The organism is Promicromonospora vindobonensis (assembly GCF_042685865.1).
Taxonomy (GTDB): domain Bacteria; phylum Actinomycetota; class Actinomycetes; order Actinomycetales; family Cellulomonadaceae; genus Promicromonospora; species Promicromonospora vindobonensis.
Genome location: NZ_JBHUOG010000002.1, coordinates 2,141,710 through 2,161,820 on the forward strand (window position 1 = coordinate 2,141,710; position 20,111 = coordinate 2,161,820).

The following is a 20,111-nucleotide window of genomic DNA, read 5'->3' on the forward strand; positions in this document are numbered from 1 at the left end:
ACCTCCTTCGTTCCGGGTTCGTGCCCGGCGATGGCCGTGGTCACCCCAAGTGAGTGTCGTTCAGACCTGCTGAGCGAACTTCTCGCAGCGGTCCGCGGCAGCGAGCAGCGCGGCGGACGCCTGCTCGGCGGCGCGGCGTGCTTCCTCAAGAACGCCAGCGATCTCGACGTCGGCCTTGGTCGAGGTGCCGGAGATGAGACTTTCGACCTTGGCAATGTGCCCGGAGAACCTGTTCTGGAACTGGCTCAGACTCCCGCCCGCGGTCTTGGATTCGCTGGCGATCTGGGCGAGCTGGGCCTTGAGATCGGTGACTTGCGACATGACGAGGGTCCCCTTCTATCGGTTCTTGCGGCGGCCGGTACGGGCCAGGAGGATGACGCCGGTCAGCCCGGCGAGCAGGAGCAGGATCGTGGCGAGGATCGCATCCAAGGTCAGCCACATGACAAGGACGATAATGAGCCCGATGCCCGCGACGACTGCCGTCGGGACGAGGCCGCGACGTCGCGCCAGGACCCCTGCGAGGCAGACCGTGATCGTCGCTCCGAGCGTGGCGAACACGTTGGCGCCGACCGCGGAGAGCACCACCCAGGTCAGGATGGTCACGACCACCACGACCGCCACGCTGACGAGTCCGGTTCGACGCGAGGCCGCCTGCCCCCGAGCGACGGCCAGCGCGGCGGACGTGTCGGTCAGGCCGGATCGGATCTCGGTCATGACAGAACGGATCGATCCAGCATCCTCGACCTGTGCGACGAGGTCGGTGCTCCCGGCTCCCTCCGGCTGAACGTCCGCCTGCTCCAGGACTGTCCGGGCGTGCTCCTCGAGCGCGGGCAGGTCGGCGGCGAGCTCGTCGCGATCGCTCTCGGCGCTGGCGACTCGTTCTCGGGCCGCGACAAGCTGCTGGTCGCGCTCCTGGTCGCGCTGTCCGATCTCGTCCTCTGCCTGGGCGAGGGCTGCGGCGAGATCGCCGAGCCCGGACTGGTAGCTGGCCCAATCGTCAGCGACGTCAGGCGCCTGGGCCGCAGCCCACGGGTTTGAGGCGGTCATCGGACGCCACCTTCGGGATCCTCGGAGCGGATGTGACGCGCGACGTGCTCGACGTCGTCGGCCGTCAACGGCGCGAAGGGCACCACCTGGACGGGCTCTGGTCCAATGCCGTCCCAGACCAGCGCCCGCGCGGGCTCGGACGCCCAGGTCAGCAGCGGCATGCCCAGGGCGGAGCGGACGCCGTCGACGGGGTGGCGCAGGAAGAGGTACCCAGTCAGATTCGCGTGGTCGTACCCGAGCACGTCGGTCACGGCGTGCAGGCGATTCCACCAGCCGAACGTGACGATCCCCGCGGCTGGCCCGCGGCGTACGACGTCGTCCAGCGCGGCGGCCGGGGTCTCGAACAGGCCGGGCGGGGCCTCCTTGAGACCTGGCAGGGCGTGCAGACCGATCGTCACCAACAGCGTCGGCCCGTCGACTGCGTCGGAGGCGATCTGGGTGCGCAAGTCCATGATCCGGCCCGTGACGGCCTCAGGACTCTTCAGGTGCTCGACGTCAGCTCCGGCCGCCCACAGCACCTCGACCAGCGCTCTCGTGCCTTCTTCGGCCACCGCGTCACTGGCCCGACCCGCCGCGACAGGGGCCAAGAGGACGACCTTCGGCCGTGACTCCGGCGGTGCGGCCAGGATCGTGGAGAGCACCAGGCCGGTCAGGACGCCCACGCCCTCGGCCGGTCCGTCGCCGAGCACGAGCACTCCGGCACCTGGTTCGGGTCGCACGGGAATCGCAGCTGGTGTCTCGGTGACCGCCACCGGCAGGCCGGCCCACGCCGCGACGCCGTCCGGTCCGGTGACGGGCAGCTGCCGGGCCAGCGCGGTAGGCAGGTGGGCGGGCTGGGCCAGGTGGAAGACGCGCGGAGGGACGGCGTCGGAACTGCCAGCACGCTGCCACAAGTCGCCGCGCAGAGCGGCGAGGATCTCGTGGTCGGCGTAGGCGACCTGTGCGCGCAGGTTGTCGTCGGGGGCGCCGTAGTTCGCGTTGACGATGACTTGCCCGCGGAACTCCAGCTGCGCGGCGGCCAGGTTCCCAGGCCCGAGGATGACCTGGGAGTCGGCAGCCGTGGTCTTCAACGCCAGGCGCACGGGGATCTGCCCGAGGATCGCGTCGCGTTTCGCAGTCAGCCGCGCGGTCCCGTCCAGGGTCTGGGTCGCCAGGATCAGGTGCACCCCGTAGGCACGCCCGAGTCGAGCCAGCCGTTCCAACAGGGTCACCGCCTCGGTGGCCAGGTCATCGTCGCCGTCGACCAAGACCTGGAACTCGTCCAGGACCACCAGCAGACGCGGTGGTCGGTTCGGTCCGGCCGGCAGGTCGGAGATGTCAACGGCGTCATACGCCTTGAAGACCTCCGAGCGGCGCGCCAGTTCTTCGGTCAGGTGCCGCAGGACCGCGACACCGAACGTGCGGTCGGCATGGATGCCCAGGACCTTGGCGTGCGGCAGGAAGACGTCCCGGCCCGTGGCTGGGCCGAGGCGGGCGAACTCCACACCGTGCTTGAAGTCCAGCAGGTACATCTCCAGGTCGTCTGGCGAGTACCGGGCGGCCAAGCCGTGGATCACGGTCAGCAGCAGGTTCGACTTGCCCTGCCCGACCGCGCCCGCGACCAGCAGGTGCGGCAGCGGCGGGTTCGCCGACCGGAGCCGCACCACCACCGGGTCGGCGTCCGCGAACCCGATCACCGCCTCGAGGCCGTCGCCGACCGGCGTCCACCAGCGGCCACGAGGCGGAAGGGTCTCGGTGAACGGGATCGTAGGCAGCTCGGCTGCCTCGGTGCGTGCGACGACCGCGTCGCACACCGCAGTGATTTGCCGGATCGGGTCGTCGCGGAGGACCGGGACGCCCGGAAGCTGATCGGCGACGAGCAGGTCGCCGGTGGTGACGATGGCGTCCAGATGGTCCAGCAGCAGGTCCGGGTCGACGCCGGGCGCGGCGTCGGCGGAGTGGTCGAAGGTGACCAATAGTGTGATCCCGCGGCTGGCGCCGGAGGCGGCGAGCCGCAGCAGGTCCTGGTTCGACCGTTCGTCGATCCCCCGCGGGTAGTCCAGGACGACGACAACCCGGTGCGGGTCCGCCCGCCGTGACCGAGCCTGCAGTTCGGCGAACCTCGTCAAACCTGCCTGTGCCATCCGCGTCGCCCGCGCTGAAGACGTCTCGACCAGGCTCGACAACATCGGCCGCAGACCCGAGAGGTCATGCACCGCCGGGGCCACGACCTGAGGAAAGCGACGGGTGACGCCCCCGAGTACGCCGACCGTGCCAGTGACCTGCGGATCGAACGTCTCGACTCGCACGCCGAACGGCTCCGAGGCAGTGGCCAGCCGCAGCACGGCCTGCTGCACCACCTGCAGCGCCGCCTCCCGGTCCTCGGGCTGCCAGGTCTCATCATCCACGGCGGGCATCACCGCCCAGCCAGCCGTCCCGAGCAGCGGGAGCACGACCGGGACGTCAGTCGCATCCAGAACGCCGACACGGACGCTGCCCGGCCAGTGTGCTCCGGCCGGCGACCCGCCTGCGGCCCACACCTCGTCGCTCGGATCACTGCCTGCCGAACCTGGGGCGAGGCGGTCCGCGGCCAGCCGCAGGCCAGGAGCCATTGCCGTGTACGCCTCCCCCGCTGCCGCGGTCTCCGGACCAACCGATGCATCGTCGGCTCGCTCGACGTCGTTCAGCGCTCGGCGTGCCTGGGTGACTTCGGAATCCATGACGTGCTGCCCGTCGATCCCGAGCTGCCGGGCCGCGCCCGCCAGCGCACGCAGCTGCGCCTCCAGCTCGCGCACGGATCGCGCGTCCTGCACCGGGGTGACGCCTGCGGCTTCCGTGCTCGCCGGAACCTGGTGACTCACGTGCCCAACCGCCCCCTCGTGTCGTCTCCCTGCCACATGCCGGGCCAAGGGTTCCACACGACTGTTGCCCGGTCGATGCGAACCGCGCAGATTGCCGGTTGTCGTCCCTAGATTGCCCTGGCTCGGCTGGCAGTCATCGGCGGATGATCGCGGTTGCGGTCCTGTGTCGAGAAGGTGACACAACCTGTGGCACTTGCGTCGCACCTGATCACGGGATCGTTCTGTCAGGGATGGTGCTCTCGCCGGAGGCTTGGGGAGCGAATTCAAGGGGGGTTGATCCGTGCCTGGATCTCGTCGTGTGCGCCCAGCCGCTCGGCAGAACTCATGGCGCAGCTTTCTGACGCGCCTCGGTCTGATGGTCGCGCCATTCACCGTTGCCGGAGCCGTGGCGGACTCGTGGTCTGCCGTTGTCGCCGGGCGGCTGACGGCCGACCCCAGCGCTGCGCACCTCGGCGGGTTCGCGGCGCTCACTCTGGCCTCGATGGTGCTGAGCTGGGTGACGGGGCTGGTGTGGCGTCACTGGACGGCGCTCGGCGAGGCCCGCTTGCGCGGGAACCTCCTGTCTGCGGTGTTGCGCCGTCCGCTGCCTGTGCTTGAGGACGAGGCTGTCGGTGCGCTCCTGGAGCGGGTGGACTCGGACCCGGCGACGTTGTTCCGCGCCGCGCGCCGGCTGGGATCAGGAATCTTGGGCTCGGTCGTCGGCGCGGGCGTGGCATGGGTGACGGCGGGGCTGATCTGGTGGCCCTCCTGGTTCGTCTTCCCCCTGGCGGCAGCGGCCGCATGGTGGGCAGCGCGGGGACGTACCAGCCAGGTCCGTGCGGCGTCGTCGGCTGCCGAGGAGTCGTGGTCGGCAGACTCGGCACGGTTCGAGGAGTTGCTCGCGGCATCCGACGACCTTCGCACGAGCGCCGGCCAGGGTTTCGCGCTGCGGCGGTACGCCCGACAGGCGGCGGACACGCTGGGCAAGACGACCGCGGTGCGGTGGGTCGCGAGCGTCGTCGGCGTGCGGCTGGCCGTGGTGCTGGCGGGGCTGACCGGAGCGACGGTGCTGGGTGGGGTATGGGCGGTAGGTGCCGGACATCTGGACACGGCGCGGTTCGTGACGCTGTTCCTCCTGGTGTCGTCGTTCACCGGTCAGGCGCACCAGCTGCTGTCGTCGATGCCCGACGCCCAGGAGGCCCTGGGCACGTTGACGCGTGTTCGCGGGCTGCTCGCTTCCGTTCCCGAGTCGTCGGCGGGCGCCCGTCTCACCTCGACCGGTCCGTCTGGCGATGCCGCGCCTGCCGGGATCGAGGTCGCCTTCCGGGGGCTGACGTTCGCCTATGGCACGGGCGGTACCGACGAGTTCACGCTCGGGCCGGTGGACCTGACTGTCCCGGCGGGCCAGACGCTGGCGATGGTCGGTCGGACCGGCTCGGGCAAGACGACCCTGACGAAGATGCTGTCCCGTGCCGTAGAGCCTCCAGCCGGGACGGTGTACCTGGCCGGAGTAGATCTGACCACGCTGGACCTGGACCACCTGCGCGCCACGGTGGGAGTGGTCGGGCAGCGCACCGAGATCCTCGCGGCCACCCTGCGAGACAACCTGACCCTTTACCAGCCCGTCCCGGAAGACCGGATCGAGTCCGCGATCGACGTGCTGGGCCTGGGCTCGTGGGTCGCGTCGCTACCCAACGGGCTGGACACCGTTCTGGGCCACCACGGTCGGCGGCTGTCGGCCGGCGAAGAACAGCTTGTCGCGTTCGCCCGTCTGTTGATGCGTGACGTCCGGGTGATCGTGCTGGACGAGGCGACCGCCCGTATGGACGCGCACACCGCCCGCACCGTGACGACTGCGACCCGACGGCTGCTGGCCGGTCGGACCGCGATCATCGTCGCGCACCGTCTGGCCACGGCCCGGCACGCCGATGCCGTCGCGGTTCTCCACGACGGACGGGTCGTCGAGCACGGTTCCTGGGACGACGTCGAGGGACGTGGTGGACGGCTCGCGGCGCTCGTCGCTGCCGACGGTGGCCAGGACGATCCGCCGGAGAGCGTCGAGTCAAGTGCAGCACGCGACGTTCCCGAGCCGAACAGCCGAGAGCCGCAGGCCCCGACGTCGGGCACCGCCTCGACGGACGGGCCGGGGTGGGGACGTTTCCTGCGTCTCGCGATCCGCACCATGCTGGCCCGGCCGCGCTGGTGGGTGGTGTCGGAGACCGCGTGGTGGCTGCCCGAACTGATCGGGACCGGAGGCGTGCTCATGGCCGTGGTCTGGGCGCACGTGATCACCGGCCTCGAGGACGGGCAGCAGCACTGGAGCGCAGCGTCTCTCTTCGTTGTCGCCGGACTGGCGATGCCGTTCCTGCGGCTCGTCAGCGCCCGCCCGGGAAGTTTCTGGTGGAGCGAGTCCTACCTGCGCATCCGTCTGGCCGTCCTGCGCGGGCAGCTTGAGCACGGTGCAGGTTCCACGGCTCAGCGAGGTGCGTCCGGGGAGACCACCGGGCGGGCTGCCGAAGCTGGACGGCTGACGTTCTATGCCGGGCAGATGCGCGATCTCTGTCTCGACGTCCTCAACGTCGTGATCCTGGCCGCAGTCACCCGCTCGTGGCTGGCCGGAGCGATCGGTGCCGCCGTCGTGATCGGCTGCGCCGGAACCGCCTGGATCGGCAAGCGAATGCTGCGTGACACCGCGGCAAAGGCCCGCGAGACCCGGGCGGCATTCGCACGCGGCCTGGCGTCCGTCCTGGACTCGGTACGGACGGTCAAGCTGTCCGGCGCCACCCATGCCGCGCAACGGCATCTTCAGGACAGGGACCAGGAACGGGTGCAGGCCGGAGTCCGGGAGAGCTGGGCCGACTTCCTGGTCGGGCAGCTCCAGACACTCCTGGCCCGCGCGGCCACGATCGCCGCCTGGGGGCTGTACGTCGCCGGGGTCTGGCCCCTGTCCACGACGCTGATCGTCATTGCCGCGCTGGGCACCTACACCTCGCTCGGTTGGGTCGTCGCCAATCTCCTCAACCGCGCCGCACCGACCCGTGACTGGACCGACGACGCCCGCCGCTTGGCCGGCACCGACGACCTCGCTGCGATCCCCACCGACATCGACCTCATCGCGGGGACCCACGACGACACCCCGCTGGCACGACCCGTGGCACCGCTGCAGGAACTGCGGCTGGCGCAGGTCCGTGCCGTGCATCCGGACGGGACCATCGGTGTCACCGGCGTAGACCTGACTGTTCGCACCGGCGAGATGGTCGCCGTCGTGGGCGCGGTCGGCTCCGGCAAGTCGTCCCTGCTCGCCGGCCTCGCCGGGCTGTGCCGACTCTGTGGGCAGGTCACCTGGAACGACCAGCCGGTGCACGACGCGGCGATGCTGTCCGGGACCGGGATCGCCTATGTTGCACAGGTGCCAAGGGTCGTGTCCGGCACCATCGCGGAGAACGTCCACCTCGACCACGACCGCGAGGTCCACGCAGCACTGCAGGCAGCGCAGATGGAGGACGACGTCACGGCCGCAGGCGGCGTCGACACCGTCGTCGGGCACCGTGGGCTGCGCCTGTCCGGCGGGCAGACGCAACGGCTCTCGCTCGCGCGCGCCCTGGCGGCGCGCGCCGACCTGCTCGTCCTGGACGACGTCTCGTCTGCCCTGGACGCGACCACCGAAGCCGACCTCTGGAACGATCTCGACGCCGAGAATGCCACGATCATCGCTGCCACATCTCGGCATGCCACCCTCGCCCGCGCCGATCGCGTCGTCGTCTTGCACGCCGGATTCCAGGTCTCCGTCGGGCGGTGGGCCGACCTACGGCACCGGTGGGGGCACCTCGCCGGGTGACGCGACGACGGCACGAGTACCGCCCGTCGTGCTACCGGTCGATCACCGCGAGAAGCTCTTGAGCGAGACCCGGGTTGCCAGCGGCGATGAACTTGCGACGTTCGCCCATGGTCTTGTTGATCTCGGCAAGATCGTTGAGCCCGTAGTCCAGGGCGATCGGGGCGCCGTCAAGGTCGATCGTCGTGCCGCCAGCGGCGTGCAGGACGTAGTGGCCTGGCGACAGGTCCCAGGCGGCGAAGCCCTTGGCAAACTCGACGGTAGCGTCGGTGAAGCCGGCGGCGACGTGGCACAGGCTGATGGAGCCGAAGTCGACGCCGATCCGGCCACGGGCCTTGCCGTCAGATCCCGGTGCACCGAGCGCCTCGAAGAAGCGGTGCTGACCCGCGAGCGGGGCGAAACGCTCTGCTGGACGCATGAAGTAGTTCGTCACGAGAGCGGTGGTCAGATCGGCGTCCGACGGGCGGTTCAGCGGGTGCTGGTCGCCGTCGGTGGTGATCATGTAGGCCTGGTCGGTGCCGTCGTCGTGCAGCGCTGCGACGTAGAGGCGGACGTGGTGGAAGATGTCGCCGACCACCGCCACGACGGGCCGTCGGCGTGAGCGGGAGTAGACCAGGATGTGGGTGTAGCCGTGCAGTGCCCGGACTGCGAGCTCGCTGGTGTCCAGCGGGTCGACGAGCACGCACAGGTCCGGGTCGGGGTCGCCGCCGATGAGCTGGGGCTCGTCTTCCTCCGAGGCGTAGATGAACGACGGGAGGAACTCGGCAAGGCCCTCCTGGTAACGCTGGTGCGCCCACAGGTCGTGGTCGGACAGGAAGTTGCCCTGGTGGCGCAGGTTCTCGTTCTCGCCACGGTCCCTGCTCAGGGCGGCTTCGACCAGACGGGGGCGGATCTCGGACAGGAGTGCGTCGACCAGGTCGACGACCTGCCGAGCCAGGTTCGGCAGCGGGCTCTCAACGGTCATGGGTCGCCTTCTATCGCAGTTCGAGCGGGGGTTCGATCCCGGGCGGGCTCATCGTCGCAGCGATGAAGACGGCCTCGAAGTCCGCCGCGCGCATGATCGCCGCGCCGGTCAGGTCATCAAAGCTCGCCACGGCAAGGCCGCGGTCCTTCGTCATCGCGCCGAACACGGCGAAGTACAGCTCGGCGCCCGGGTAGCGGGCGCGGACCTGGCGGGCGAGGTAGCCGATCACGTCGGCATGCTTGACCTCGAAGTCGCAGATCACGATCGTCGGCGCGTCACGGGTGTCGGGGAAGAACGAGGCGTCGTCCAGGTCGATGCCGTCGCGGACCTTGTTGCAGCGCATGTAGCCGATCGGGCAGCGGGAGAACCGGGCCGATGACAGGAACGTCGCCATCACCAGGCCTGCCTCGTTCACCCCGAAGCAGATGTCCACCTCCAACCGCTTGCCGACGTTCTTGATCTGCACCGCCAGGCGCTCGACCCCGTACCCGAAGGTCGACCATTCAAGGTCCAGGAGCCGGCCCAGCTGCGGGTTCGCGAGCGGGAAGACCTGGATCTCGGGATTGCCGTACTCGATCGTGGGCACCGTCAACGTGAACTCGCGACCGACCTGGTGCGGAGTCGTCGTCCTGGACGGCTCTCCGTGTACGGTGTCAGGTCGCGGCGTGCCGTTCGTGGCGCCAGCACGTGATGGTGGCCGGCCGACTGCCACCTGCTTGAGCGCCAGCTGGTCCTCGATCGGAAGGCGCTCGTAGGCCTCCGCGATGAGCCCGGCGGGATCGAGCAGATCCTCGGCGACCCCGAGGGGTCCCTTCCCGTACGCGACGCACAGGACCAGAAGCCCCGACATCGACGGCGGAGATCCCTGTCCCCGACCCCGCGCCCAGGACTCCCACGCATTGATCGTGGTGCCGCCCAGGCTCGTCTGATGGCCCGTGACCTCGTTGTACCGCGCAGCCGCCTGGTCCTGGGACAGGCCCGCCGCATAGCGGTGCGCCTGCAGACTCGGCACGTCCGGATACTCCGCCATCAACTCGATCGCGGCGGCCCGCACGGACCCCAGCTCCGACCACAACCGCTTCCCGTGCGCGGCCAGCTCGCGGCCACGTGCCTGCGGCGAGACCTTGGCTCTCCGGGAAGGAGACGTGCTCATCGGGCCAGACGACGAACTCATAGCCTCTCCCCCGTGACGCCACCAGAACTGGCGTCACCTTACCCATCACGATGGGCAATGTCAGTGTGAACGGTGCGTTTCACCTGGTCAGCCGCACCCAACAACCCGACCGTCAGCCGATTGCTCAGCAGGTGTGCCGCTGACCCCCGCGCTGCGAAGGTTGAGCAACACCGCGTCGGACGGCGCCAGCCGACTCAGTGACACAGGAGTGTGTCACTCGAACCCTGGTGATCGATCCGAAGGTGGACCATGGCGGCCCGCAGCACCCGCGGACCGGGAACCGATGGACGGCGACGCCGCCCGCGCCTCGAAGGGGAAGCGATGACCGCACAGCACGTAGTGGGAGTTGTGCGGTGAGCGTGCCCGGGCCGGTCGCAGTTGGCTACGCCGCCGCCAGCAGCCCGGCGGAGATGTATCGCCAGCACGAGGTGATCGAGGACCACGCGCGCGCCGAGGGCCTGGCTCTGGCACAGATTGTCACCGACGCGCGCGACGCACTCACCATCGGGCAGGTGGTCGAGGCCGCCCGACACCACGACGCCTCCGTGGTCCTGGTGCCCGCTGACGCGGCCCTTGCCGACGCCCGAAAGGGCCTCAACCAGCAGCTCTCCGAGTATGGGGCCGCTTGCGTCGTCATCGGAGGCGTCAGGGCACCGACACCAGAGGGAGCCAGCGGATGAGCACACGCACAGCCGTCGCCACAAGGTCGCTCGTGGCGCTGGACATCGACGGGACCCTCTTCGACGTCCACGGCCGGTGCACGGCCACAGTCCGTGGGGCGATTGACCTTGCCCGCGCGGCCGGGCACCACCTCATTCTGGCGACCGGGCGCTCGCTGGTAGGCCTGCTGCCCGTAGCCCGAGACCTTGGGCTGACCGACGGGTTGACGGTCGTGTCGAACGGGGCGCTGCTCATCCGGCTCGATCCGAGAGCGCCCGGCGGCTACCTCGTCGAGGACTCCCACCTGTTCGAGCCGCGCCGCGCCATCCGTCGTGCCCAGGAGTTGAGGCGCGGGGTCGTCGTCGCTGTCGAGGACGTCGGCGTCGGGTGGCGAGTCTCACGGCGGCTGCCCGACGGTGCGTTCAACAGCCCGCAGCACGTCACCTCCATGGCCGACCTGTGTGCGACTCCGGCCTCCCGCGTCGCTCTGATCGGCTCGGGCATCCGCAGGTTCGTCGATGCCATCGCGACAACCGGTGTCACTGTCGCTTCGGCAGGTTCGGACTGGCTCGACGTCGTGGCCCCTGGTGTGTCCAAGGCGACCACCATGGAGGAGGCGCGGCAGCGTCTCGACGTCGCCAAGGCGGCAACGATTGCCGTCGCAGACGGGCCGAACGAAGTGCCGATGCTGCTGTGGGCGAGCACGTCCTATGCCATGGCGCATGCACCCACGTGGGCGCGGAGTGCCGCCGAGGCGACCTGCGCATCGCAGAACGACGACGGCGCTGCCGAGGTGCTCCGGCGCCTGGTCCCGGATGTCGCGCTGGACGCGGGTCTGCCGCCCCTGGCCGCGCAGTTGGCCGCCGCGGTCGCCACGGCGCCTGGCCCGACCGTCCTGCGCGTGTGGCACGGCGACTCCTCGGCGCTGCGCGCCGCCACCGCTTGGGTGCACGACGCGGGCGCCTGGCGCGCCCACGCGCCCATCCCGGCTGCCGCCGAGGTCACGATGCGCGACGTAGAGAACGCAGCTACCGCGGCCGGACTCACGTACCCGGTCACGGATCTCGGGCTGCGCGCACGTTGGCGTCGTTCGACGCTCGGCGACGGGCCATCGTCCTACGAGCTCGCCCTGTTACGCGCCTGACCTGCGCCCCAGGCCCGCAACCAGGACGGTCCCGGCCTGCGCATGCATCTGGACGCTACCGTCGCGGTGTAAGAGTTGACCCGTGACCAACGACCCGGATGTGCCGATGACCAAGGTCCACGGCGAGCGGACCCTCTACGACAATCCCTGGGTGCGACTCGTCCAGGTCGACATCGAGCCACCCGACGGCCGCCGGTTCTGGCACCACGTGATCCGCCTGCAGACGGTCGCCACCGCTATCGTGCTCGACGACACCGACCGGGTGCTCCTGTTGCGCCGGCACCGGTTCGCGACGTCCCAGATCGGCTGGGAGGCCCCGGGCGGCATCGTCGGACCGGCGGAGTCCACCCAGGGCGCTGCCCTGCGGGAGACCCTCGAGGAGACGGGCTGGCGACCGACCGGACCGGGCACGAGGATCGCCGCGTTCCAGCCCATGCCAGGGATGGTGGACACGCCCCACGAAGTGTTCGTCTTCCGGGGGGCCGATCGTGTGGGTGAGCCCACGGACCTGGAAGAAGCGGCTCTGATCGACTGGGTGCCTTTGCCGCGCGCACGCGAACTGGTTCAGACCGGCGAGATCCTGGGTTCAGCGACGATCATCGGGCTCCTCGCGGTGAACGCTGACCAGCCCGAGCCGTAGCTCGAGCGAAGCGATCCTGCGCAATTGGCGCGTCGACGACGCCCGCGTCGCGAGGTCATGGGCGACCTCGAGGACCGTCTTCGCCTCGGTCTGGTGCCCCGCAGCCAGCAGCGAGTGGCACAGGTCGACGTTCGCTTGCGCCGCCGCACGAAGATGCGTGTCTCCGAGGCCCTCCAGCGCGTACCGAAGGTTCGTGATCGCGTCCTCGTCACCGAGCCGTGCCAGCGCTGCACCACGCCACCGGGCCAGGCTCCGGTCGTCCAGCACGACGTACGGTGCGTCCGGGTCGAACCCGTCTGGGGGGAGCAACCTGGCCGCCTCGTCGAATTGAGTCAGGCTGGCACCCTCATGGTCCGTGATCGCAGCGATCTCACCCGCGACCGCATGCAGCCACGCCCGGACCGTTGGTGAGACCGACCGGGCTCCGATCTCGACGGCATGCTCGGCAAGTTGCAGCGCGTCACCGGTGCGCTCCGCGTCGACGAGCACGTACGCCTGCTGTGCGATGGCATGGACCAGGTCTGCTGACACGGCGCTCTCGCGACCCGCGTCCTTGGCCACCTCGTGAAGCCGCCAGGCACCCTCGAGATCACCGGCATCGAGGCGCACCCAGCCCGCCAGCGAGGCCGCGTCGCTGTAGACGCTCGCCAAGTCCGCCCTGACGCCTGACCGGATGCTGAACGACCGCAGTGAGGCGATCCGGTGGAGGTGCTCGCGGAGGAGCTTGCTCGTCTGTACGCCGGCCCGACCGGGGTCGTAGATCCGGATCTCGTCCGTCCTGCGTGCAAGGGCCAGCACGTCCCCCGCGTCGAGCGACGACGCTCGGGACAGCCACACGGTGAAGTCGTCGCCATCCGGTTCCTTCGCTGCGACTGACCGGCCGCGGGCGGTGGGATAGAACCCGAGCTCGGCGTCAGTCTCGATCCCGAGAACCACCCGCAGTGCGACGCGGTAGTGCTCCGAGGGCCATCGGACGACCCCGCGCTCGTACCTTGCGACCACGTCGGCATCGAAACTCGTCGACCGTCCGGAGCCCTTCCAGATGTGCTCGTTGACGAGTTCAGCAAGCTCGGTCCGGCTCATCGGTCGTCCAGAACCCGACGGCGAGGGATGCGCTTGACGGGCCGAGCGCAGCTGGAAGTTCGGCTCCGGCACACCGTCCCCCCTCGACGTTCCACCTGGTCATCAGCGCCACGTTCCAGATCGCCGGTCAGACTGCCCACCCCGGGAACGTGCCGCATCCGCGACGGTAGTTCAGGTCGTCCCGACATGCCCGGTCTGACCGGTGTGTCACGACCAGCAAGTGCACCACCCGACCGAGAGGAGGTGAGAAGCACATGACCGGTACCGCGACCCACAAGGCCGATCTGGCCATCGCGTCGGCGGACTCCCCCGCCCGCCGCGACTTCACGTGGCAGAGCACGGACAGCGACCGCAAGGCGTTGTCGATCGTCCGCACTGCGCAGTCCAGCCCCGTGTGGATCCAGGCGAACAACTGAGCCGCGCTGGTGCGGGGCCACCGGCCCCGCACCACCGTCCTGAAGAAGGAGGCGAGATGAAGTACGAACTGTCACCGACGTTCAAGGTCACGCGGCTCGACGAGAAGTCGCGGGTCTTGGTGCACGCAGGTACCGGCGACGCGCGCGTTCACCTGGCGCTCGAAGGCCCTGAGTCCCAGCCGCTCGTGCAGTGGCTCCTGGGCCAACACACCGCGCGAGCCGACGACGCACTCGCTACCGATGCCGCAGCCACACTCGGGATGAATCTGGAAGACGCCCGCGAGCTCGTCGCGCATCTCGTCGACAACGGGGTTTTGACTTCGTCGACGTCCGTAGACACCGCACGTCGGCACATCGAGGTCTGGGGCCAGTACGGGTGGCGCGACGCGGCGGACTTCCACCTGGCCACGACGGGCCTTCGCTTCATCCCCGACCAAGTCGACGGCCTGTCGTACGAGGACTACTTCTCCCGGATGGTCGATGACACTGAATCCGCAGGGGAACAGCCTCACCCGGCGATCTCCGTCGAAGGGCCTCGCGTCACCTCACCCGACGAGTGCACGTCGACCACGTCGCTCGCGGAGACCCTGACGCGTTCCAAGCCGATCAACCGTTTCGTCGGTGACCCGGTCGCACTCGCCGAGTTCCTGTCGCCGCTGCGCGAGGCGTTCGGCGTCCAGCGCACCGTCGGAGGGCTCCTCGGACCTCACCACTTGCGCAGCTACCCGTCCGGCGGTGCCCGTCATCCGTTCGAGGCGTACGTCGTGTCGAAAGGACTCGCAGACTTGCCGCAGGGCGTCTACTACTTCGACCCGATCACGAACGAGCTCGTCGTCAGGGGCACACCCGGTGACGCGGCTCAGATCGACACGGCCTGCTTCGGCAAGGGCGGCATCGTCTCTGCGGATGCCGTCATCGTCCTGACCTGCCGATGGCTGCGGCACAGCTGGAAGTACCGGTACGCCCGCTCTTACCGGATGCTCATGCTGGAGGTCGGGCACATCGTCCAGGCGGTTCACCTCGCGATGCGCTCGCACGACGTCGGCGTCTACCACTGCCCGTCGATCAACGACCTCCTCTTGCGCCAGATCCTCACCCTCGGCGACGACTGCGCAGAAGGACCCGTCTACGCCCTCGGACTCGGACACGAAGGAGTGCGCTGATGACCACGATCCACCTCGCACGGACGCTGACCGTGCGCCCGCACCACGACGACAAGAGCACGTTCGAGATCGCATGGGGCGAAGGGAGCCAACGCGAGTCGTTTGTCACCGGGTCCGCGTCGCTGGCGGCTGTCGTCGCAACTGGCCCTGTCGAAACGCGGCTCGAGGACGAGGTCCAGCGGTACGCCACCGAGCTGGGTCTCCCGACTGCCGACGCAACCGGGCTGCTGAGCCACCTCCGCGAGTACGGCCTCTACCAGGACGATCCCGACGCCCTGAGCACCGGCGAGCGCCGGTGGCTCGACGTCGCCTGGACCGACGCGCTGGACCTGCACCTGAGCAGCCACGACGCGATGTGGGTACACGACTACACGGGCAATCCCAAGGTCATGACCCGGTTCTTCGTTGACCGGCGTCTCGACCCGACAACCCCACCGCCTCCTCGCCGTGAAGTTCCCGGCGGAGAACGTGTCGTCCTGCCGCCTACCAAGTCTCTACCGGAGCGGCTCAGCGTCGTGCAGTCGGCGCGGCGCACCACGCGCCAGTTCAGCGGCACGAGTCTCGACCTCGGCGACGTGGCGACCATTCTGAGGTGGACGTTCTCGCCGCACTTCACGGACGAGGAGCCGCCGCTGCACACCACTCAGACGTACAGCCGGGGCGCCCCGTTCTTCGCGTATGTCCTCTTCGCGGGTGACGGGGCGCCGTCGGAGGTACAAGCGGACCACTCTGCCTACGTCTACGACCCGATCGGAGACGCACTTGTGCATCAGGCCGACGCACCGGTCGGCGCGTGGTCCGAGCTGCTCTGGCGCCAGAACTACGCCGACGGTGCGCCGATGCTCCTGGTCGTCTGCGTCGACTGGATCCAGTACATGTGGAAGTACCGCATGTCGCGCGCCTACCGGTGGGCGTACATGGAGTGCGGCGGGTTCATGCAGACTGCGCTGACTGTCGGGACCGGTCTGGGCCTGCGCACCTTCCAGACCCCGGCAGTCGACGATCACGCGTTCACCGAGCTGCTCTCGCTTGACGACGCCGAGGCCACGCCGCTCTACATGGCCGCCTTCGGTAGGCGGGGCCCGCAGCAGTGACGAACCGGCCCGACACCGACGCTCCTGCAGGTCGCGCTCGCACCTACCAGGACGCCAGGCCGCCGTACCCATCGCTCGTCGCGGACTTCGTTCGCCGACGCGTTGGGAGGGTCCGGACGGCTGCCGACGTCGGGTGCGGCACCGGTCTGTCCACGACCGTGGTGCGCCTGATGGCTGACGAGGTCGTCGGTGTCGAGCCGGACCATGCGATGCTCAGTGTCGCGCGGGGTCACCACGGCAGTGCCATCCGTCTACAGCTCGGCTCCGCAGAACGGACTGGGTTACCGGACTCGAGTGTTGATCTGATCGTTGCTGCATCCAGCGCCGAGTGGTTCGACCAAGTCGCTGCGCAGAAAGAGTTCGGACGTGTCCTCCGCGCGAACGGGTCGGTCTTGCTCATATGGCACCACCGGATCGTTCTCGATGCGGAGAGTCGCGGATTCGACATGCTCTGGACTCAGCTGGCCGGGCCGCGCCTCGGTCCATATCCCGAGGACATCGACGGGATAGTTGTCCCGGCGTTCCTGCAGGGGCGAGTCCATCGCTGGGAACGCTCGGACTGGCACCTGTTCGATGCCGATCGTCTGATTTCCTTCGCACGCTCATCCGTCTACTTCCAGCGCGGGCAGACGAGGTCAGGTGCTGACGCGCACCTGCGCGATTTTGTGGAGGGCGCCGGAGGTCAGATCCGGCTTCCCTTCCGCACCGTCGCCTACCTCGGTCGCCTGTGATCACCGATCGACTGACCGGTCGCGCGACCCCGCTGATAGCGTTTCCGACGACTCATCCCACCAGCACAAGGAGACGAACGTGCGTTCGCCGTTCAGAGCTGTTCCCGCCAAGGTCGACCTGCCGTCGATGGAGCGACGGATCATCAAGTGGTGGGAGTCGAGCGAGACATTCTCCAAGTCGCTCGAGCAGACGGCCGATGGTCCTCAGTGGGTCTTCTACGAGGGCCCTCCGACAGCGAACGGTACGCCCGGCACGCATCATGTCGAGGCGCGGGCCTTCAAGGACGTGTTCCCGCGGTACAAGACGATGAAGGGCTTCAATGTGCCCCGCCGTGCCGGCTGGGACTGCCACGGTCTTCCCGTCGAGCTCGCAGTCGAGAAGGAGCTCGGGATCAGCGGGAAGCCCGACATCGAACGGATCGGCATCGCCGAGTTCAACGACCGCTGCCGCGTGTCCGTCCAGCGGAACGTCGGCGAGTTCGAGGCACTCACCCAGCGCATGGGCTACTGGGTCGACATGACCCAGCCCTATCGCACCATGTCGCCGGAGTACATCGACAGCGTGTGGTGGGCCCTGAAGAAGACCTTCGACAACGGCCTGCTCTCCGAGGACTACCGTGTCGCTCCCTATTGCCCGCGATGCGGCACGACGCTCTCGGACCACGAGGTCGCCCAGGGGTACGAGACCGTGAAGGACCCCTCGGTCTACGTTCGGTTCCCCGTCAAGGGAGGGGCGGCCGGCCACGAGGGCGCTGAGCTGCTGATCTGGACGACAACGCCGTGGACCCTCGTGGCCAACACGGCAGTCGCCGTGCATCCCGAGGTGACCTACGCGCTGGCCCGCACCGAGTCCGGGACCTTCATCGTCGCCGAACCCCTCCGAACCGCGGTGCTCGGAGAGGACGCCGAAGTCCTGGCGACCTTCCCTGGCAAGGATCTGGCAGGACTGCGGTACGAGCGGCCCTTCGACCTCGTCGATATCCCCGACGCGCACGTCGTAGTGCTTGCGGACTACGTCACGACCACCGACGGTACGGGTCTGGTCCACCTGGCACCCGCCTTCGGTGCTGACGACCTTGCCGTCTGCCGCGCCAACGGATTGCCGATCGTGAATCCCATCGGCACCGACGGCGCCTTCCTGCCAGACGTCCCGCTGGTCGGTGGTGTCTTCTTCAAGGACGCCGACCCGATCCTCATCGACGCACTCACGTCCAGCGAACGGCTCTTCAGGCACAAGGAGTACGAGCACCCGTACCCGCACTGCTGGCGTTGCCACACCCCTCTGATGCATTATGCGCAGTTGTCCTGGTACATCCGCACCACGCAGATCAAGGACCAGCTCCAGGCCGAGAACCAGGCGACGAACTGGTACCCGGAGCACATCAAGAACGGCCGGTTCGGCGACTGGCTCGACAACAACATCGACTGGGCGCTCTCACGGTCCCGCTACTGGGGCACCCCACTTCCGTTGTGGCGCACCGCCAGCGGGAAGATCATCGCCGTCGGGTCCCGCGCCGAGCTTGCCGAACTGACCGGCCAGGACTTGAGCGACCTCGACCCGCACCGCCCGTTCATCGATGACATCACGATCACCCATCCCGAGACCGGCGAGACCGCCTACCGCGTCCCCGAAGTCGTCGACGCATGGTTCGACTCCGGTGCTATGCCGTTCGCCCAGCTCGGCTACCCCTACGTCGAGGGCAGTGTCGAGGAGTTCGAGAAGAACTACCCGGCTGACTACATCTGCGAGGCGATCGACCAGACGCGCGGGTGGTTCTACACGCTCATGGCGGTCGGCACGCTCGTCTTCGAGAAGTCGCCATACGAGAACGTCATGTGCCTGGGCCACATCCTGGCCGAAGACGGACGCAAGATGAGCAAGCACCTGGGCAACATCCTGCTGCCCATCCCGCTGATGGATCAGCACGGAGCCGACGCACTGCGCTGGTTCATGCTCTGCTCGGGCTCTCCGTGGTCTCCTCGTCGCGTCGGTGACACCGCACTGGAGGAGATCTCCCGCAAGTTCCTGATGACGTACTGGAACACGGCCACATTCTTCAGCCTCTACGCCAGCCTCGCCGACTGGAAGCCTGAGTCAGCGGCACCCGCACAACAGCGACCGGTCCTCGACCGCTGGGCCCTCGCCGGGGCGCACCAGCTCGCGCAGGCCGTCGGGCAGGCGATGGAGGACTACGACACAGCGGGTGCCGGCCGCGTCATCGCCCAGTACGTCGATGATCTGTCCAACTGGTACGTCCGCCGTTCACGGGCCCGATTCTGGAGCGGCGACCAGAACGCACTGACCACCCTCCACGAGTGCCTCGACATCCTGACACGGGTGGCCGCACCGTTCATCCCGTTCATGACCGAGGAGATCTGGCGCGAGATTGTTGCCCCCGGCATGCCGAACGGCCCTGAGTCCGTCCACCTCGCCACGTGGCCCGAACCGGACGCCACCCTGATCGACGACGGCCTGCTCAGCGCCGTCGAGACCGCTCGCCAGGTCACCGAATCGGGCCGCGCGGCCCGGAAGAACAGCGGCGTCAAGATCCGCCAGCCTCTCGGGCGAGCGCTCATCAGCCTCCCCGTCGGCGTCGCGCTCTCGCAAGAGCTCCTCGACGAGGTCGCGGACGAGCTCAACGTCCGCACGTTCGAACCGCTGTCGGCTGCAGACGCCGTGGTCGACTTCGCGGTCAAGGCGAACTTCCGCTCGCTCGGCAAGCGGTTCGGCAAGCAGACGCCGCAGGTGGTTGGCGTCATCAACGCAGCGGACCCCGAGAAGCTGGCCCGCAGTCTTCGGGAAACGGGCGAGGCGAGCATCGAGTTCGAGGGCAGCCCTGTGGTGCTGACGACCGACGACATCACGATCAACGAGGTCCCCCGGACCGGGTGGGTCGTCGAGACTGCCAAGGACGTCACCATCGCGCTGGACACCGAGATCACACCAGAACTGCGCCTGGCAGGCCTCTCGCGCGAGGTCATCCGCTTTATACAGGACGCCCGGAAGAAGTCTGACTTCGAGGTGGCAGACCGCATCGAGGTGCACTGGACGGCGACCAGCCCCGACGTGCGCGAGGCGATCAACGCACATCAGGACGAGATCACCAGCGCAGTCCTGGCGACGAGCTTCGTCGAGGCACCCGCCATGGATGGATTCGCGGCCCATGAGGAGTCGGAACTCGGATTCGCAGTGACGATCCGGAAGACGGCGTCCTAGCGAAGTCACGCAGCAGTTCGGCGTCCTTCGGTGCACCGGAACGATACGGCACCGGCGTGACACACGACTGTGTCAGTTCGACGTATCGCGGTCGGCCCACGGTAGTGGTGGGCCGGCCGCATCC

15 protein-coding genes are annotated in these 20,111 nt (G+C 68.7%); 9 read left to right on the top strand and 6 right to left on the bottom strand.

The window, feature by feature from the left end; genetic code table 11:
• Positions 1–60 precede the first annotated feature (60 nt).
• From ACFS27_RS22845 to ACFS27_RS22855, 3 genes are read right to left on the bottom strand one after another with little or no spacing between them, the layout of a single operon-like run.
• A complete protein-coding gene (locus ACFS27_RS22845; protein WP_377187960.1) occupies positions 61–321 on the bottom strand; it encodes a hypothetical protein in 261 nt (86 codons plus the stop codon).
• 15 nt (positions 322–336) lie between these two features.
• Positions 337–1,047, bottom strand: a complete 711-nt coding sequence (locus tag ACFS27_RS22850) for a hypothetical protein (protein ID WP_377187963.1) — start codon at positions 1,045–1,047, stop codon at positions 337–339.
• On the bottom strand, positions 1,044–3,887 hold the full coding sequence (locus ACFS27_RS22855; RefSeq protein WP_377187966.1) for an FtsK/SpoIIIE domain-containing protein: 2,844 nt from the start codon (positions 3,885–3,887) through the stop codon (positions 1,044–1,046). Before ACFS27_RS22855 ends, ACFS27_RS22850 begins: the two co-directional genes overlap by 4 nt.
• Before the next feature lie 355 nt (positions 3,888–4,242).
• Here ACFS27_RS22855 and ACFS27_RS22860 point away from each other — a divergent pair, with 355 nt between their 5' ends.
• Positions 4,243–7,704: an ATP-binding cassette domain-containing protein gene (locus tag ACFS27_RS22860; protein WP_377187969.1), complete on the top strand. Its 3,462-nt coding sequence runs from the start codon at positions 4,243–4,245 to the stop codon at positions 7,702–7,704.
• A gap of 31 nt (positions 7,705–7,735) precedes the next feature.
• On the opposite strand, the gene ACFS27_RS22865 is transcribed toward ACFS27_RS22860, so the two are convergent.
• Together ACFS27_RS22865 and ACFS27_RS22870 are read right to left on the bottom strand one after the other, a co-directional pair.
• Entirely contained in the window at positions 7,736–8,665 is a 930-nt protein-coding gene (locus ACFS27_RS22865) for an inositol monophosphatase family protein (RefSeq protein WP_377187972.1), read from the bottom strand.
• Positions 8,666–8,675: 10 nt separating this feature from the next.
• Positions 8,676–9,818: a hypothetical protein gene (locus tag ACFS27_RS22870; RefSeq protein ID WP_377187975.1), complete on the bottom strand. Its 1,143-nt coding sequence runs from the start codon at positions 9,816–9,818 to the stop codon at positions 8,676–8,678.
• Between the two features lie 374 nt (positions 9,819–10,192).
• Between ACFS27_RS22870 and ACFS27_RS22875 the strand changes: the two genes are divergently transcribed.
• The 3 genes from ACFS27_RS22875 to ACFS27_RS22885 all read left to right on the top strand — a co-directional run bounded on the left by ACFS27_RS22875 (position 10,193) and on the right by ACFS27_RS22885 (position 12,283).
• Positions 10,193–10,519, top strand: a complete 327-nt coding sequence (locus tag ACFS27_RS22875; RefSeq protein ID WP_377187978.1) for a hypothetical protein — start codon at positions 10,193–10,195, stop codon at positions 10,517–10,519.
• Positions 10,516–11,643 carry an HAD family hydrolase gene (locus ACFS27_RS22880; protein WP_377187980.1) on the top strand — a complete coding sequence of 376 codons (1,128 nt, stop codon included), beginning with the start codon at positions 10,516–10,518 and terminating at the stop codon, positions 11,641–11,643. The genes ACFS27_RS22875 and ACFS27_RS22880 overlap by 4 nt, the downstream gene beginning before the upstream one ends.
• Positions 11,644–11,725: 82 nt before the next feature.
• Entirely contained in the window at positions 11,726–12,283 is a 558-nt protein-coding gene (locus ACFS27_RS22885; RefSeq protein WP_377187983.1) for an NUDIX hydrolase, read from the top strand.
• Here the strand turns inward: ACFS27_RS22885 and ACFS27_RS22890 are convergent.
• Positions 12,230–13,366 carry a hypothetical protein gene (locus ACFS27_RS22890; protein ID WP_377187986.1) on the bottom strand — a complete coding sequence of 379 codons (1,137 nt, stop codon included), beginning with the start codon at positions 13,364–13,366 and terminating at the stop codon, positions 12,230–12,232. The genes ACFS27_RS22885 and ACFS27_RS22890 overlap by 54 nt on opposite strands.
• 254 nt (positions 13,367–13,620) lie before the next feature.
• Between ACFS27_RS22890 and ACFS27_RS22895 the strand changes: the two genes are divergently transcribed.
• The 5 genes from ACFS27_RS22895 to ileS all read left to right on the top strand — a co-directional run bounded on the left by ACFS27_RS22895 (position 13,621) and on the right by ileS (position 19,987).
• Positions 13,621–13,782: a hypothetical protein gene (locus ACFS27_RS22895; RefSeq protein WP_377187989.1), complete on the top strand. Its 162-nt coding sequence runs from the start codon at positions 13,621–13,623 to the stop codon at positions 13,780–13,782.
• Positions 13,783–13,838: 56 nt separating this feature from the next.
• A complete protein-coding gene (locus ACFS27_RS22900; protein ID WP_377187992.1) occupies positions 13,839–14,945 on the top strand; it encodes a SagB/ThcOx family dehydrogenase in 1,107 nt (368 codons plus the stop codon).
• Positions 14,945–16,039: a nitroreductase family protein gene (locus ACFS27_RS22905; protein ID WP_377187995.1), complete on the top strand. Its 1,095-nt coding sequence runs from the start codon at positions 14,945–14,947 to the stop codon at positions 16,037–16,039. The genes ACFS27_RS22900 and ACFS27_RS22905 overlap by 1 nt, the downstream gene beginning before the upstream one ends.
• Positions 16,036–16,770 (top strand): class I SAM-dependent methyltransferase, encoded by a 735-nt coding sequence (locus ACFS27_RS22910; RefSeq protein WP_377187998.1) that lies wholly within the window; start codon positions 16,036–16,038, stop codon positions 16,768–16,770. The genes ACFS27_RS22905 and ACFS27_RS22910 overlap by 4 nt, the downstream gene beginning before the upstream one ends.
• 79 nt (positions 16,771–16,849) lie before the next feature.
• Positions 16,850–19,987 (top strand): isoleucine--tRNA ligase, encoded by a 3,138-nt coding sequence (gene ileS / locus ACFS27_RS22915; RefSeq protein WP_377188001.1) that lies wholly within the window; start codon positions 16,850–16,852, stop codon positions 19,985–19,987.
• Positions 19,988–20,111 lie beyond the last annotated feature (124 nt).